The organism is uncultured Pseudokineococcus sp. (genome assembly GCF_947495735.1).
GTDB lineage: Bacteria > Actinomycetota > Actinomycetes > Actinomycetales > Quadrisphaeraceae > Pseudokineococcus.
Genome location: NZ_CANMAA010000017.1, coordinates 1 through 14,370 on the forward strand (window position 1 = coordinate 1; position 14,370 = coordinate 14,370).

A 14,370-nucleotide genomic window follows, 5' to 3' on the forward strand; every position below is an offset into this window, starting at 1 on the left:
GAGCCATACCCGCCGTCCCAAGGAGGCGACCGGGACCCTACGGATGGCCCCGGCATCACCCGCTACGACCGTAAGGACGGCGGGCGGCCATTCCCAGTGAGCCGTCGACGCGGCGGGGAGATCTGAGCCATACCCGCCGTCCCAAGGAGGCGACCGGGACCCTACGGATGGCCCCGGCATCACCCGCTACGACCGTAAGGAAGGCGACCTGATCCTGGGGTCGAACTGCCGGTCGGCGATCGGGACGCTGGTCGAGCGGGCCACCCGGTACGTGCTGCTGGTCCACCTGCCCGGCGCCCACGACGCCGTGTCCGTCGCCGCCGCCCTGACCCAGACGATCCGCACGCTGCCCGAGCACCTGCGCCGGTCGCTGGCCTGGGACCGCGGCGTCGAGCTGGCCCGCCACGCCGAGGTCACCCTGGCCACCGACATGCCGATCTACTTCTGCGACCCGCACTCGCCCTGGCAGCGCGGGTCGAACGAGAACACCAACGGGCTGCTGCGCCAGTACTTCCCCAAGGGCACCGACCTGTCGATGCACTCCCCGGAGCACCTGGCCGCCGTCGCCGCCGAGCTCAACGGCCGACCCCGGATGACCCTCGGCTGGGACACCCCCGCCGAGCGGATGAACCGCCTACTGTCGGACCCGCAGTCGCCCACCGTTGCGACGACCCCCTGAGACCGCCATCTTCATCCGGTCACTCCCGCCTGGACGCCGAGACACGCGTAGCGCAGTCGTTGCAGCGTGAAGCGGGAGTAGGTCTGCTGTTCTTACTCAGCGCCGTCGCGCTAACATCGGCGGGTGACGATGACAACTGGGTCCGACATGGTCGCGCAAGAGACGGCGCGAGGGTCCGAGGAGGGCACGGCGCTGTCGGCGGCGGCGTGCCTGTTTCGGTCCCTGGCGGACCCGTCGCGGCTGTCGATCCTGCGGCACCTGGCCCTGGGCGAGCACCGGGTGGTGGACCTGATGGCTCACCTGGGGCTCGCGCAGGCGACGGTCTCCGGTCACCTGGCCTGCCTGCGGGACTGCGGCCTGGTCACCTCCCGCCCGCAGGGGCGCGCCTCGCTGTTCTCCCTGGCCGTCGGCCCCGAGCTGCTCGAGCTGCTGGTGGCCGCGGAGCGGGTGCTGGCTGCCACCGGTGACGCGGTGACCCTGTGCCCGACCTACGGCGCCGACAGCACCGCCGACGCCGGCGGCAGCACCACTGACACCCCTGCCTCGAGCCTTCCGGCCCCGGGCCCGCCGGCCGAGGCGACGACCTCCGGCACGGTCAGGGGCGCGCGGTGAGCGAGCACACTCCCGCTGCGGGAGGACCGGTCACCCCGCCCGCCGGAGCGGACGAGGTCCAGGTCGAGCGGCTGACCCGACGCGGGCTGCGCCTGGCGCAGTTCACCGTCGTCTACAACATCGCCGAGGGCGCGATCGCGATCACCGCCGGCCTGATGGCCGGGCTGGTGTCCCTGGTCGGCTTCGGCCTCGACTCCGGCATCGAGTCCGTGGCCTCAGTGCTGGTGGGTCTGCGCCTGGCCGCCCGGCTGCGCAACGGCGCCACCGACGAGGCCAAAGAACGCCGGGCGCTGCGACTGGTGGCCCTGACCTTCTTCGTCCTGGCGACCTACGTCACCGTCGAGGGCATCCGCGGGCTGCTCGGTGGAGAGGCACCAGACACCTCCCGGGTCGGGACCGTGCTGCTGCTGGCCTCAGTGGTGATCATGCCGCTGCTGGCCCGAGCCAAGCGCCGGGTCGGCCAGCAGCTCGGTGGTGACCAGCTCATCCTCGCCGACGCCGCAGAGACCAAGGTCTGCGTGCTGCTGTCCATCTCGACCCTGGCAGGGCTGGCCCTCTACGCCTGGACCGGCGCCGCGTGGCTGGACCCTGTCGCCGGTTTCGTCATCGCCGCCTTCGCCATCCACGAAGGCCGCGAAGCGTGGGAAGGCGAGCTCGTCGAAGACCGCGACGAGGACGACGACTGACCTGAGCATCGCGCGCCGTAGCCCTGCGGCCCACCGCCCTGGCAGAGCATCCTGCCCGCCGCGACGCCGGCTGGTGAACCGGCACCAGTCGCCCCGGCCCCGGTGGTCCGGCAGCTGCACCGTCCATGAGCCATGAAGGACGGTGCAGCTGCCGGTCACCGAGACGATCCGGGTGGTCCCGGCGGATCTCGGACCGCGAGCGAGGCCCCCGTAGGACTCGTCGGTTGAGGCTGGTTCCGCCTGGCGGGTGGGGTTAGGAGTCCTCGGCTGCCTGGAGGGGAGCGAAGCTGGCTCCCCCGTCGGTGGAGGACAGCACGGCCGCTGATGTCACGGCCACCACCTGCAACGCTCCACCGTCCTGGCGCGAGGCGGCCACGGCCTGGGGTGGGCCGGAAACGGCGCCGGGCGTGGTCCATGTGGCGCCGGTGTCCTGGCTCACGGCGACCGTGCCGTCCGGGGTGATGCCCACGATCGTGGTGGCGTCGGCCATCGCCGCGACCTGCAGCAGGGGTGCCTGCTCCAGCACCGACCACGAACTGCCGGCGTCGCGCGAGAGCGCCGGACCGTCCTGGCTGGTCGCCAGCACCGTCGTCCCTTGCGGTGAGGACGCCAGCGCAAAGGGCTGCACCGGCGCCTCGGTCGTGGCCCAGGTCTGGGCGTCGGCACTCGCCCGCAGCTGCCCGTCGAAGCCGATCACGGCACCCTGCAGCGCGCTGAGGGCGTGGAAGTCGGACTGGCCCTGCCGGGAGAGGGCCGACCACGACCGTCCTGCGTCGGTGGACTCGATCAGGCCGACGGGTTGTGGCAGGTCGACGCCCGGGCCGGGGTGGCCGGAGGCGTAGAAGTGGTCCGGCCCGGCGACGGTGAACCCCATCAGGTCGATGACCGGGCCGACCCGCACCGGGGTGCCGTCCTGGTAGGAAAACAGCCCGTCGTGGGTGGCCAGCTGCACCACGCCGTCGGCGGGGTTGATGCCCACGCCGTGCACGTGGTCGCTGGGCAGTGGCGCCGCCGCAGTCTCCTCGCCCTGCACCTCGCCTCCAGCACTCGTGGCCCCAGCATCGGCGCCCGGTGCGTCGGGCACGGCTTCGCCCTGCGGGTCGTCCGCGCTGCACCCGGCCACCAGGACGGCCACCAGCACCACCCCGCCGACCGCGCTCCGGCGGCCCCGCCAGGCGCCCCGAGCCGCCGAGGCACTCACAGCTCCTCCAGCAGCTGGTTCATCTCGTCGATCTCGGCGGCCTGGTCGGCTGCGATGACCTCCGCCAAGGCCAGCGCCTGCGGGTTGAGTCCCTGGTCCTGCTCGGTGCGGGACATCTGCACCGCGCCTTCGTGGTGGGCGACCATGCCGGACAGCCACATCCGGTCGAACCCTGCACCCGAGGAGCCCTCGAGATCGTCCATCTGCTCCGAGGACATCATCCCGCGCATCTCGGTGCCGTGGTCCATGCCCCCCATGCCCCCCATGCCGTTCGTGGACATGCCGTCCATGGACATGCCCTGGGGGACCTCCTGCCCCCAGGTGCGCAACCACGAGCTCATGGCGTCGATCTCGGGGCCCTGCGCCGCGGTGATGCGCTCGGCCAGGGCCTGGACCTGCGGGCTCCGTGCCCGCCTGTCAGCCATCTGCGCCATCGCCAGCGCGCCGCGGTGGTGGACGATCATCTGCTGGGCGAAGGCGATGTCGGCGTCGTTGTGCTCCGCGGCGACCGTCGCCGTGCCCGTGCTGCCAGCACTGCTCGAGCCCGAACTGCTCGGGGTGCTCGAGCCGGGGGTGCTGGTGGGGCCTGCCGTGACGGTGGGGTCGTCGGTGCTGCAGGCGGCCAGTCCCAGGGACAGGGCGGCTGAAGCGGCGACGGCAACGGTCAGTCGGTGGGTCTTCTTCATGAGGGGTCTCCTGTAGCCGCTCCGGGTGGATGCCACGGCGAAGCGGGTAGTGCGGGTGGGGGACGACATGCAGCAGCTCGGGGTCCCTGGTCAGGACCGCACCGGCTCCTACACCCGCACCACGCACAAGGAGATCCGCGGGCGCCGCCACGGGGCACCCCGGGTGCCTGCGCCTCCGGGCAGGGTGCGGCTCTGGGCCAGCCACCGCGCCGGCATGGTCGACCACGGCGTGCGCAGCAGACGTGCCGCCGCGTGGGCACCCAGGCCCACGCCGGCCCCGACCAGGGCCAGCAGGCACCCGACCACCATCAGGTGGCCGTCCCCGTGGTCTTCCTCCGCGGCCAGGACCTGCGCGGAGGTCGGGTCGACAGGGACGGCATGGTGACCCGGCACATCGGTGCGGGGGCCCGCGGTGCGCGGGTCGGAGAAGCCGCGTCGGCTGTCGACCGCGGCGGCGGCCGCGTCGTCTGCCCGGCCGACGAGCAGCGGATGGCCCTGGGCTGGACGAGCTGCCGGGTGCCCCGCAGAGATGGTCGCGGCATGGGGTGCCGCCGGAGAGGACGAAGCACCACTCGAGGGTGCCGCCGCAGCGCTCAGACCGTGCGTGGCCGACAGGCCATGCATGGCCAGGAGACCGCTGAGGACCAGCAGGAGCAGGCCCCACGTGGCCCAGGTGCCCCGCGCGGTCAGGGCCGGGGCACTACCGCGCTTCACCGCCATCTCCTCCTGTCCTCCTGGTCTCGGGTTCCCCGGGCTGCCGGTGCACGACACCCGTGGACCAGCACGATGGCACCACGCCAGCGGCCAGCCTGCGCCAGGGCCCCGCCCGACAGGCCACCGAGCCAGGCTGCGTTGCGTCGGTCAACCCCTCAGGTGCTGATGCAGGCCGTCGACGAGGACGGTGGTGTCGTCGCGGACCAGCCACATCCGCCGGAAGCCCTCGATGGCCCCTCGGCACCCCGGGGACAGGGGCATACCCGGCGACCGAGGAGCCGGGAACAAGTATACCCCCCAGGGGTATTGTGGTGGGCATGTCATCCATCCAGCTGGCCCCTGGCGCGGGGCGGCCGAACGGTCGGCGCCACCGCGGTGCGGCGCCTGATGCCGGCGCCGCGGTAGAGCACACCTGCCCGATGCACCCCGAGGTCCGGCAGCAGGGACCTGGTTCGTGCCCGATCTGCGGGATGGCGTTGGAGCCGGTGACGGTGAGCGCCGACGACGGCCCGAGCCCGGAGCTGGCGGACATGACCCGTCGGCTGTGGGTCGCGGTGGCCCTGACGGCGCCGGTGGTGGTCCTGGAGATGGGCTCGCACCTGGTCCCGGCGGTGCGCGACCTCGTGCCGCCGGCGGTGTCGGTGTGGGTGCAGCTGCTGCTGGCCACCCCGGTGGTCCTGTGGGCCGGGTGGCCGTTCTTCGTGCGCGGGTGGGCCTCGGTCCGCAGCCGGAACCTGAACATGTTCACGCTGGTGGCCCTCGGGACCGGGGTGGCGTGGGCCTTCAGCGCCGTGGCGGTCCTGGCGCCGGGCATCTTCCCGGCGGCCTTCCGCGGCATGGGTGGGACGGTCGACGTCTACTTCGAGGCCGCCGCGGTCATCACCGCCCTGGTGCTGCTGGGGCAGGTCCTCGAGCTGCGCGCCCGGGAGCAGACCTCGGGGGCGGTGCGTGCCCTGCTGGACCTGACGCCGCCGACCGCACGGCGGGTCGAGGCCGACGGGTCCGAGCACGACGTCGACCTCGCCGACGTCGCTGTGGGTGATCTGGTGCGGGTGCGCCCGGGCGAGAAGGTGCCGGTCGACGGGACCGTCGTCCACGGCCGCGCGAGCGTGGACGAGTCGATGGTCACCGGTGAGTCCATGCCGGTGACCAAGTCCGAGGGTGACGCCGTGATCGGGGGGACGTTGGCCGCCGGCGGTGGGCTGCTGGTGCGCGCCGGCGCTGTCGGCGGTGACACCGTGCTGGCCCGGGTGGTCGACCTCGTCTCGGCCGCGCAGCGTTCCCGCGCCCCGATCCAGGCGACCGTCGACAAGGTCGCCGCGGTGTTCGTGCCCGTCGTCATCGCTGTCGCGGTGGCCGCCTTCGTGGTGTGGGCGCTGGTTGGCCCCGACCCGGCCCTGGCGTACGCCCTGGTCGTGGCGGTCAGCGTGCTGATCATCGCCTGCCCCTGCGCGCTGGGGCTGGCGACGCCGATGTCGGTGATGGTCGGCGTCGGCCGTGCCGCCGGCGCCGGGGTGCTGGTCAAGGACGCCCAGGCGATGGAGCAGCTGCAGCGCGTGGACGTCGTCGTGGTCGACAAGACCGGCACCCTCACCCAGGGACGCCCCCAGCTGACCGGCGTCCAGGTGCGACCAGGCGTCGACCGCGCCCACGTGCTGCGCCTGGCCGCGGCGCTCGAGCGTTCCTCCGAGCACCCCCTGGCCCACGCCGTCGTGACCGCTGCCGAGGAGGCCCACTCCGGGCAGCCGGTGCCGGTGGTCGAGGACTTCACCGCCCCCGCCGGGCGCGGCGTAGCCGGGCGGGTCGAAGGGCACCACGTTCTGGTCGGTAACGCTGCGCACCTGCGCGAGCACGACATCGACCCTGCCCCCTTGCAGGCGCACGCCGAGCAGGTCCGCGTCGCCGGCGCCACCGCCGTCCTGGTCGCCGTCGACGGCACCCCGGCTGCGGTGCTGGCCGTAGCCGACCCGGTCCGCGCCACGACGCAGGAGGCACTGGACGCGCTGCGCGCCGAAGGAGTCGAGGTCGTGATGCTCACCGGCGACGCCCAGGCCACCGCCGCCGCGGTCGCCGCTCAGGTCGGCGTCGACCGCTTCGAGGCCGAGGTCACCCCCGAACGCAAGCACGAGGTCATCCGCGAGCTCCGCGAACAAGGCCACGTCGTGGCGATGGTCGGCGACGGCGTCAACGACGCCCCCGCCCTGGCCGCGGCCGACGTCGGCGTGGCGATGGGCACCGGCACCGACGTCGCCCTGGAAAGCGCAGGCATCACCCTGCTGCAGGCCGACCTGACCGCCCTGGTCCGCGCCCGCCGGCTGTCGCGGGCAACCATGCGCAACATCCGCCAGAACCTGGTCTTCGCGTTCGTCTACAACGGCGCCGGCATCCCGATCGCCGCCGGCGTCCTCTACCCCACGACCGGGCTGCTGCTCTCCCCCGTCATCGCCGCCGCCGCGATGGCCCTGTCCTCAGTCAGCGTCATCACCAACGCCCTGAGGTTGCGCACCACCACTGCCTGACCTGCCCGAGCACTGAGCCCTGAGCCCGGTCCAGACCCGGCTCCTGCAGCAGTCCCCCTTCATGGAACCGACCACGAGGTCGAACGAGGGGTCTGCTCTTCTTGAGGCCGTAGCCTGATGTCCCGTTCGGCCGGCGTTGTCTGGCGAGCAGACCCCGAGGAGCCCCGTGGTTCAGGACCCCCACGCCCGCCAGGAGCGCGCCGCCCGCGCCGCGGCGTTGCGCAAGCAGCAGCAGCGCAGGGAGCGTCGTCAGCGCAACGTGGTCGTCGGTGTGAGCAGCGGTGTCGTCGTCCTCCTGGTCGCCGCCGTGGCCACCGTCCTGGTGACCACCCGCGAGGAGACCGCCGCCGAGCAGGAGGCGCTGCAGGCACCCATCGAGGGGCTCCTCGCGCTGCCCGAGGACGAGCTCACGCAGAACCACGTGCCCGGTGCCGTGGAGTACCCCACGACGCCGGCCGCCGGGGGCGACCACAACGCCGTCTGGCTCAACTGCGGGGTCTACACCGAGCCGGTCGTCGAGGAGAACGCGGTCCACTCCCTCGAGCACGGCGCGGTCTGGGTCACCTACGACCCGTCGCTGCCCCCCGAGCAGCTCGACCAGCTCCTGGCCGCCACCGACCCCTACGACTACACCCTCCTGAGCCCCTACGAGGGCATGGACAGTCCCATCACGCTGAACGCCTGGGGCTCCCAGCTGGCGCTGGAGGACGCGGGCGACGAGCGCATCGCGTCGTTCCTGCACCAGTTCGTCCAGGGCGAGCAGACGCCCGAGCCGGGCGCCGCCTGCACCGGCGGACTGACCGGGGCATGAGGACGCCGGCCTCTGCCTGCCCTGCTGGGTAAGGGCGGCAGCTCGTCCTCGACGGCGATCAGATCATCCTTGGCGCTTAAGGCCACGGGGCGGTGGCCGTCGTCCGAGCCACACTTTTGGTGCGTGCTCCTCGAAGAAGCAGCTGTCGTCGGGGACGACGTGGGCGGTGACGCACCGGGGAGGTCGCAGACGACCTGCCAGGCGTGCAGGTCCACCCAGTGGCCGCCGGCACCGACACCACGGGCCTGTCACCAGGGCGCCACGGCCTGGCGGTGGCTGCTCGCCGTCTGGTGCTGCCCAGCGACGACCGCAGGGCGCCACCGGATCTGCGGTGGCGCCCTGCGGTCGTGCCTACGGCCTGCCGTGGGCAGGCCCGGGGGTTGGTCAGTCCTCGGCGGGCATCAGCAGGGAGTCGATGAGGTAGACGGTGGCGTTGGCGGTCTGCACGCCGCCGCAGATGACCGAGGCGGGGGCGTCGGAGTCGGTGTTGACGGTGATCTCGTCGCCGGAGCCGGACACGGTGAGGTCACCGCCCTGCAGGGTCGCGTAGTCGCCCTCGGGGGCGGTGGGGTCCACGGGCTCGGTGACGACGTGGTAGGTCAGGATGCTCGTGAGCGTCTCGGCGCCCTCGGGGCTGGCCAGGGTGTCCAGGGTGGCCTGGTCGAGGGCGGCGAAGGCCTCGTCGACGGGGGCGAAGACGGTGATGTCCTGGGCGCCGTTGAGGTCGTCGACGAGGTTGACGTCGGGGTTGACCCCGCCGGAGACGGCGGCGGTGAGCTGGGTGAGCAGCGGGTTGTTGCTGGCCGCGGTGGCGACGGGGTCCTGGGCCATGCCCGAGACCGAGCCGGCGCCGTCGGGGACCTGCTCGGCGTAGCCCTCGCAGCCGGGCCCGACGAGGTTGGCGGCCGGGTCCATCATGGCGCCGTCGGCGCTCTCGCTGGGCGTGGCCATGTCCTCGTCCATGCCCTCGGTCTGCGAGGGGGTCTGCATCGGCGTGCTCATCGAGGAGTCCGGGGCCTGCTCGGCGGCGCCGCCGGCGGGCTCGTCGCCGCCACCGCAGGCGGACAGGGACAGGGCGAAGGCCGCGGCGCCGGCCGTGACGAGGATCCTGCTGCGCTTCATGGGGGACTCCTCCAGGAGCAGTGCGGTCGGGACCGGGACCGGGGCCGGTCCTCGTCGTGTGCTTGTTCGGGTCGTGCTGTCGGGCGTGATTCGGCCCGCGGAGTCGTCGTGGATTGCTCTCCGGCGCAGATGCACCCGTCTGCGGGTGGCCGGTGGCTCAGCAGACTGTGGGACACGACGGCCGGAACGGCGCACCCGGGCAGCGCTGGGCTGGGCCGGACGGGTGAGGCAGGCAGCAGCGCCCAGAGCCTCAGCGCCCCAGCGCCCTAGAGGTCCAGCGCATCGGGGTTCTGGCGCCCCGCAGGACTGGAGGACCTGGGAGGGGCGGCTCAGGTGTCGGTGGTGCCGGTCACGGTGATGGAGTGCCAGCCCTCGGCGCCGTCGGGGATCGGGTCGACGCGCTCCTGCTGCTGGGTGATGCCGGTGGAGTCCGTGGCCCGCACCGCCAGGGTGTGGTTGCCCTCGGTCAGCTCGTAGTCCAAGCGCCACTGGACCCAGGTCTGGTCGTTGTAGGCGGCGGCGAGGTCGGCCTCCTGCCATTCGCCGTCGTCCAGGCGCACCTCGACGCGGGCGACGCCGCGGGTCTGGGCCCAGGCGGTGCCGGCGGCGACGGCAGGCCCGACGGGCTGGCGCGCCAGCGGTGTGGGCACCTCGATGCGGCTGGCCGTCTTGATGGGGGCCCGCTCGGCCCAGTTCCGGTCGGTCCAGTACGCGGTCTTGGCGGCGTAGGTCGTGACCTCCAGGTCGACGACCCACTTGGTCGCCGAGACGAACCCGTAGAGGCCGGGGACGACCATCCGCACGGGGAAGCCGTGCTCGGTGGGCAGCGGCTCGCCGTTCATCTGGACGGCGAGGATGGCGTCGAGGCCGTCGTCGGTCAGGGCCTCCAGCGGGGTGGAGGCGGTCCACCCGTCGGCGCTGGTGGACAGGACCATGTCGGCGCCGGCGGTGGGTCGGGCCCGGGCGAGCAGCTCACGGATGGGCAGGCCGACCCAGCGGGCGTTGCCGGCGAGGCGGCCGCCGACCTGGTTGGACACGCACGTCAGGGTCACCCACGTCTCGAGCAGCTCTCCGGAGGTCAGCTCGGCGAAGTCGATCTCGACCTCCTCCTCGACCATCCCGTGCACCCGCAGCGTCCAGGTGGCGGGGTCGACCTGCGGGACGGTCAGGGCGGTGTCGATCCGGTAGAAGTCGGCGTTGGGCGTCTGCCACGGGACGGCGCCCTCGACGCCGGTGCTGACCGCGTCGGGCACGGGATCCGCGGTCGTGGCCGGCGCAGGGATGCGCAGCGCTGAGCGTGCCGAGGAGACCCCGCGGCTGGCGGCCTCCAGCGCCCGCCCGCCGGCGAAGGACAGGGCAGCCAGGGCGCCGGTGACGCCCGCAGCGGTCAGGAAGGACCGTCGCGACGGCGCCTGCTCCCCGCCCTCTGGGGCGGGCGGGGTGAGCCGGGCGAGCAGCAGGTGCAGGGCGAGCAGGCCGGCGACCGCCCCGACCAGGCTCGGCAGCGGGGCCAGCGCGGTGGCCGTCGGGCGGGTGGCGGCGGCGACCGCGCCGACGACGCCCAGGGCGATGACGACCGCGTCCCCCAGCACGCGCCGGGAGCGCCCCAGAACCCCGGCGACGGCCGCGAGCACGGCCAGCACGAGGCCGGTGCCGACCAGCAGCGCCGTCTTGTCGTTCGTGCCGAACGTGTCGATGGCGAAGTCCTTCAGCCACGCCGGGGTGAGGTCGACGAAGGCGTCACCGACGGCGATGACCGGGGCCGCCGACGGCGCCAGGAGGGCGGCGACGACCTGCGCCACGCCCAGGGTCAGCGCGGCGGCCAGGACACCCGCGAGCCCGGCCAGGGCGATGTCGCCGCGGGACCTGCGGGAACCGGGCGGGCGGGCGCCGGGCCGGGCTGACGTGGCGGTGCTCACCTCTCTTCTTCGGTACCCGCCGCGCCCCAGATGTGGGGTCCGACGCCGCACGACCCGGACGGGCGTAACAGGGGTGTCCGCTCACGCCCGTTGGCTGTTGCGGTCAGCCGGGCGACGGACCCACCCACGCCTTGCCTGGCACCGAACCTCGAGTGCAGGACCACACCGGCAGCCCACCTCGACAGGGCAGACTGCGCCGAAATCGAGACGACCGGCCCGGCGCCGAGGAACCATGAGAGGACCCCATGACCGGCACCCGCACGTCTGGCTTTGCTGCTACCGGCGCACGACGTGCCGGGGTGGCCACCGTCGTCTCGGTCGCCTGCGTCGCCGCGGGCCTGGGGCTCGTCGGGTCTGCACTGGCCGACCAGACGAGCCCCCCCGGGGAGCCGCCGCGCACGTCCGCCGACATCGCGGCAGCCCCCTACGACGCCGGGAGCCAGGCGTCGCAGGACGGGACGGGCTCCTCGCCGGCGGGCGATGACGCGACGTCGCTGCCCACCCCGAGCGGCACCGAGGAGCCCGGTGACGAGCCGACCCGGGTGACGTCGGCGACCAAGGGCGACGTCCTGCCGACCGAGGCTTTGGCGCCTGAGGGCGACATCCCCGGTCTGGTGCGCATCCCCGCCCCGGAACCCTCACCGTCGCCGTCGGCCGAGGTCGAGCCGGAGGCCTCCGCCGTCGCCGAGCCCGTCCGCCTGCGGGTGCCGGCCATCGGCGTCGAGACCGACCTGCTGCACCTGGGCCTCAACGAGGACGGCACCCTCGCCGTCCCGCCCCGCACCGGGCCGGACAACCTCAAGGCGTCCTGGTACGACGGCTCGCCCCGCGCCGGCGAGGTCGGCCCCACGGTGATCGCCGGGCACATCGACTCCAAGGAAGGCCCGTCGGTCTTCTACCGGCTGGGCGAGCTCGAGCCGGGCGACGAGGTCCTCGTCGACCGCGCCGACGGGTCGACGGCGACCTTCGTCGTCGACACCACCGAGCGCTACCCCAAGGACGAGTTCCCCACCCAGCGGGTCTACGGCGGCACCGACGACCCGCAGATCCGCCTCATCACCTGCGGCGGGGCCTTCGACCGCGAGGTGGGCCACTACCTGGACAACACGGTCGTCTATGGCCACCTCGTCGACGACTGAGGTCCGCTCAGAGTCCTCGTCCTACGTGCCGGCGACCCCTCGCCAGTCAGGTCCCACGCCCCCTTCGCCGTCGCTTGGACCGGCAGGTCGGGTCCGCACCGCGTCATCTCGGGGCCACACGGGGCCCACGGCTGCACCCAGCGCAGCGTGAGTCAGCGCGACGCGTCCGAGGTGCCCTGCCGACGGACAGCCACGACGGCAGCCGCGCCACCGATGGCCAGGACAGCGAGGGCGATCAGGACGGGCGTCAAGGACAGCTCCTCGTCGCTGGCCGCGGTGGCTGCTGACGCCGGGGCTTCGCTGGAGGGGGTGGGCGCCGGGCCGGTCGTGGGCGGTCCCGAGGGCGCCGTCGGCGCAGGGGCGGTGCTCGGCTGCGCCGGGGTGCTCGGGGGTGTGGGGGTGGCCGGGGGTGTCGGGGTGGCCGCCGGGAGGGTGAAGGTGACCTGACCGCTGATGGGGTGGCCGTCGGAGGAGGTCACCCGGTAGGCGATCGTGTAGTCCCCGCCTTGGAGGTCGTTCGGGAGGGCGGTGGTGACGTCGGCGCCCTGGACGGTGCTGGCCGGGACCGCGACGGCTTGCCTGGTGTCGTCCTGGACCTCGACGACGGTGCCGACCTCTTCGACGTCGGCGGAGAAGGTCAGCACGGCCTGGGTGGGCGCCTGGTCCAGGACGGCGCCCTCGGCGGGGTCTGAGCTCAGGAGACGGTCGTGGGCGTACGCGGCGGGTGCACCGGCGATCAGTGCGGCGACGGCGCCGGCCACGATGCCGCCGGCTGCTACGCCGGCGCGGCGGCGACGCCTGGCGGGCGACTGGGTGGCGTGGTGGGGGGCTTTCACGTCTTCTCCTTGCACTGGGGGGTCGATCTCGCTTGGCCCTGCGGGGTGGGTGGGCGACAGGGGGCGTGGTGGGTCAGTGCCCACGGTGCTGGAGCTGGTGGAGGTAGGCGTTGTAGGCGTCCAGGTCGGCGTCGCCGTGCTGGTCGACGTGGCGGTCACGGGCGCGGGCGCCGCGGTCCTCCTCGCGGTGCCAGCGCACGAAGATGATCAGCAGCAGCAGCACGGAGGGGATCTCGCCGTAGGACCAGGCCAGGGCACCGGCCAGCTCCTGGTCGGCGATGACGTCGACGTCCCAGCCCGGTGGTGGGGCGGCGAAGACGGTGACCAGGGGCGTGACCGAGAGCATCACGATGACGCCGAAGAAGGCGTGCAGGGGCATCTCGAGGAACATGTCGGCGGCTCGCCCGAGGTGGTTCTGGCGCACCGGCAGCGGGTCACGGGACAGGACCGCGGCGGTGAACAGCACCCCCGCTGCGAGGAAGGCGACCTCCAGGGTGGTGTGCCCGATCCAGGTGGACAGCACCGTGCTGGCCAGGTCGGTCAGGTACAGGCCGTAGAAGCAGACCAGGAACAGGGGCACCATGAACGCCGGGTGCAGCAGCACCCGTCCGCCGCGGGACCTCAGCCCCCAGTACGCGCCGCGCAGCACCAGGCGCCCGGCGCCGCGGTGCGGGGTCGCCCGCAGCAGGAGGGTCCCGGGGCGGCCGAGCACCAGCAGCGGCGGCACAGCCATCATCAGGGTCAGCTGCTGGAACATGAACGCCGAGAACAGGCGCAGCCCGTAGCCCTCGATGCCGAAGCCCATCACCACCACCAGGACCGCGCAGCCGGTCAGGAACGACAGCGTCGCCCACGGTGACCAGCGTCGCCCGGTGCTCCACATCCGCACCGCCCCGGCTAGGTAGGCCGCTGCCATCACTACCGCCAGCGCCGGCAGGACGGGCAGCGGCTGCAGGGTGGGGGCGAACAGCGTCGCCAGCGTCGGCGGCGCCGTCGGTACCCACACCGGCACCCAGGTGCCCATCAGCGGACCCCTCCGGTCCCGTCCGCACCCAGACCTGAACCCGGACCCGGACCACTGAGGTCCTGCTCGCCTCGGGAGGGCTCGCGGTCTGGACCCGGCACATCGTCGTCCGAGGCCTCCGGCCCCGGCCCCGGCCCCGGCTCCGGCTCCGTCTCGGGCTCGGGCTCGGGCTCGGGCTCGGGGGCCCGGTGCTGGCCGGGGCCTGGGCGCTGAGTCTCTTGCGCATCGAGCTTGGCCAGGGCCTCGCGTTCTCGGCGGTCACCGTTCAGCATCGACCGGATCACCCACCAGAACAGCAACGCGACGAACAGGCTCGGGGCCAACGCGGCCAGGACTTCCAGCATGCCATCCCTCGATGTCGACTCGTTGACGGGTCAGGCTCTATCGACAGCCCAACCGGGTCAGGATGCTCATTGAGGGTC

General features: G+C 73.3%; 11 protein-coding genes and 2 pseudogenes. 6 read left to right on the plus strand and 7 right to left on the minus strand.

Going from position 1 to position 14,370, the window contains the following annotated elements; genetic code table 11:
* Nucleotides 1–199: 199 nt before the first annotated feature.
* From Q0848_RS16725 to Q0848_RS16735, 3 genes and pseudogenes are all read left to right on the plus strand, one after another.
* Nucleotides 200–679: pseudogene (locus Q0848_RS16725) on the plus strand (IS30 family transposase); the annotation flags it as partial.
* Between the two features lie 147 nt (nt 680–826).
* Nucleotides 827–1,291: a metalloregulator ArsR/SmtB family transcription factor gene (locus tag Q0848_RS16730; protein ID WP_366146659.1), complete on the plus strand. Its 465-nt coding sequence runs from the start codon at nt 827–829 to the stop codon at nt 1,289–1,291.
* 71 nt (nt 1,292–1,362) lie between these two features.
* Nucleotides 1,363–1,977 (plus strand): cation transporter, encoded by a 615-nt coding sequence (locus tag Q0848_RS16735; protein ID WP_366146660.1) that lies wholly within the window; start codon nt 1,363–1,365, stop codon nt 1,975–1,977.
* Between the two features lie 253 nt (nt 1,978–2,230).
* Here Q0848_RS16735 and Q0848_RS16740 read toward each other — a convergent pair whose 3' ends face one another.
* Complete coding sequence (locus Q0848_RS16740; protein WP_299039576.1) at nt 2,231–3,178, minus strand: F510_1955 family glycosylhydrolase; 948 nt, start codon at nt 3,176–3,178, stop codon at nt 2,231–2,233.
* Nucleotides 3,175–3,864, minus strand: coding sequence for a DUF305 domain-containing protein (locus Q0848_RS16745; RefSeq protein WP_299039578.1), 690 nt, complete (start codon nt 3,862–3,864; stop codon nt 3,175–3,177). The genes Q0848_RS16740 and Q0848_RS16745 overlap by 4 nt, the downstream gene beginning before the upstream one ends.
* Nucleotides 3,865–4,988: 1,124 nt before the next feature.
* Between Q0848_RS16745 and Q0848_RS16750 the strand changes: the two are divergent.
* A pseudogene (locus Q0848_RS16750) lies at nt 4,989–7,097 on the plus strand (copper-translocating P-type ATPase); the annotation flags it as partial.
* Nucleotides 7,098–7,263: 166 nt separating this feature from the next.
* Nucleotides 7,264–7,908, plus strand: coding sequence for a DUF3105 domain-containing protein (locus Q0848_RS16755; RefSeq protein WP_299039580.1), 645 nt, complete (start codon nt 7,264–7,266; stop codon nt 7,906–7,908).
* Nucleotides 7,909–8,292: 384 nt separating this feature from the next.
* On the opposite strand, the gene Q0848_RS16760 is transcribed toward Q0848_RS16755, so the two are convergent.
* Both Q0848_RS16760 and Q0848_RS16765 read right to left on the minus strand, forming a co-directional pair.
* Complete coding sequence (locus Q0848_RS16760) at nt 8,293–9,030, minus strand: fasciclin domain-containing protein (protein WP_299039583.1); 738 nt, start codon at nt 9,028–9,030, stop codon at nt 8,293–8,295.
* Between the two features lie 329 nt (nt 9,031–9,359).
* Entirely contained in the window at nt 9,360–10,949 is a 1,590-nt protein-coding gene (locus Q0848_RS16765) for a molybdopterin-dependent oxidoreductase (RefSeq protein WP_299039586.1), read from the minus strand.
* Nucleotides 10,950–11,248: 299 nt separating this feature from the next.
* Between Q0848_RS16765 and Q0848_RS16770 the strand changes: the two genes are divergently transcribed.
* Nucleotides 11,249–12,088 (plus strand): class F sortase, encoded by an 840-nt coding sequence (locus Q0848_RS16770; RefSeq protein WP_299039588.1) that lies wholly within the window; start codon nt 11,249–11,251, stop codon nt 12,086–12,088.
* Between the two features lie 152 nt (nt 12,089–12,240).
* Here the strand turns inward: Q0848_RS16770 and Q0848_RS16775 are convergent, their stop codons facing one another.
* The 3 genes from Q0848_RS16775 to Q0848_RS16785 form a co-directional block, all read right to left on the minus strand.
* Complete coding sequence (locus Q0848_RS16775; protein WP_299039590.1) at nt 12,241–12,924, minus strand: copper resistance CopC family protein; 684 nt, start codon at nt 12,922–12,924, stop codon at nt 12,241–12,243.
* A 73-nt stretch (nt 12,925–12,997) separates the two neighbouring features.
* Complete coding sequence (locus tag Q0848_RS16780; RefSeq protein ID WP_299039592.1) at nt 12,998–13,948, minus strand: cytochrome c oxidase assembly protein; 951 nt, start codon at nt 13,946–13,948, stop codon at nt 12,998–13,000.
* Nucleotides 13,948–14,292: a hypothetical protein gene (locus Q0848_RS16785; protein ID WP_299039594.1), complete on the minus strand. Its 345-nt coding sequence runs from the start codon at nt 14,290–14,292 to the stop codon at nt 13,948–13,950. Before Q0848_RS16785 ends, Q0848_RS16780 begins: the two co-directional genes overlap by 1 nt.
* Nucleotides 14,293–14,370 lie beyond the last annotated feature (78 nt).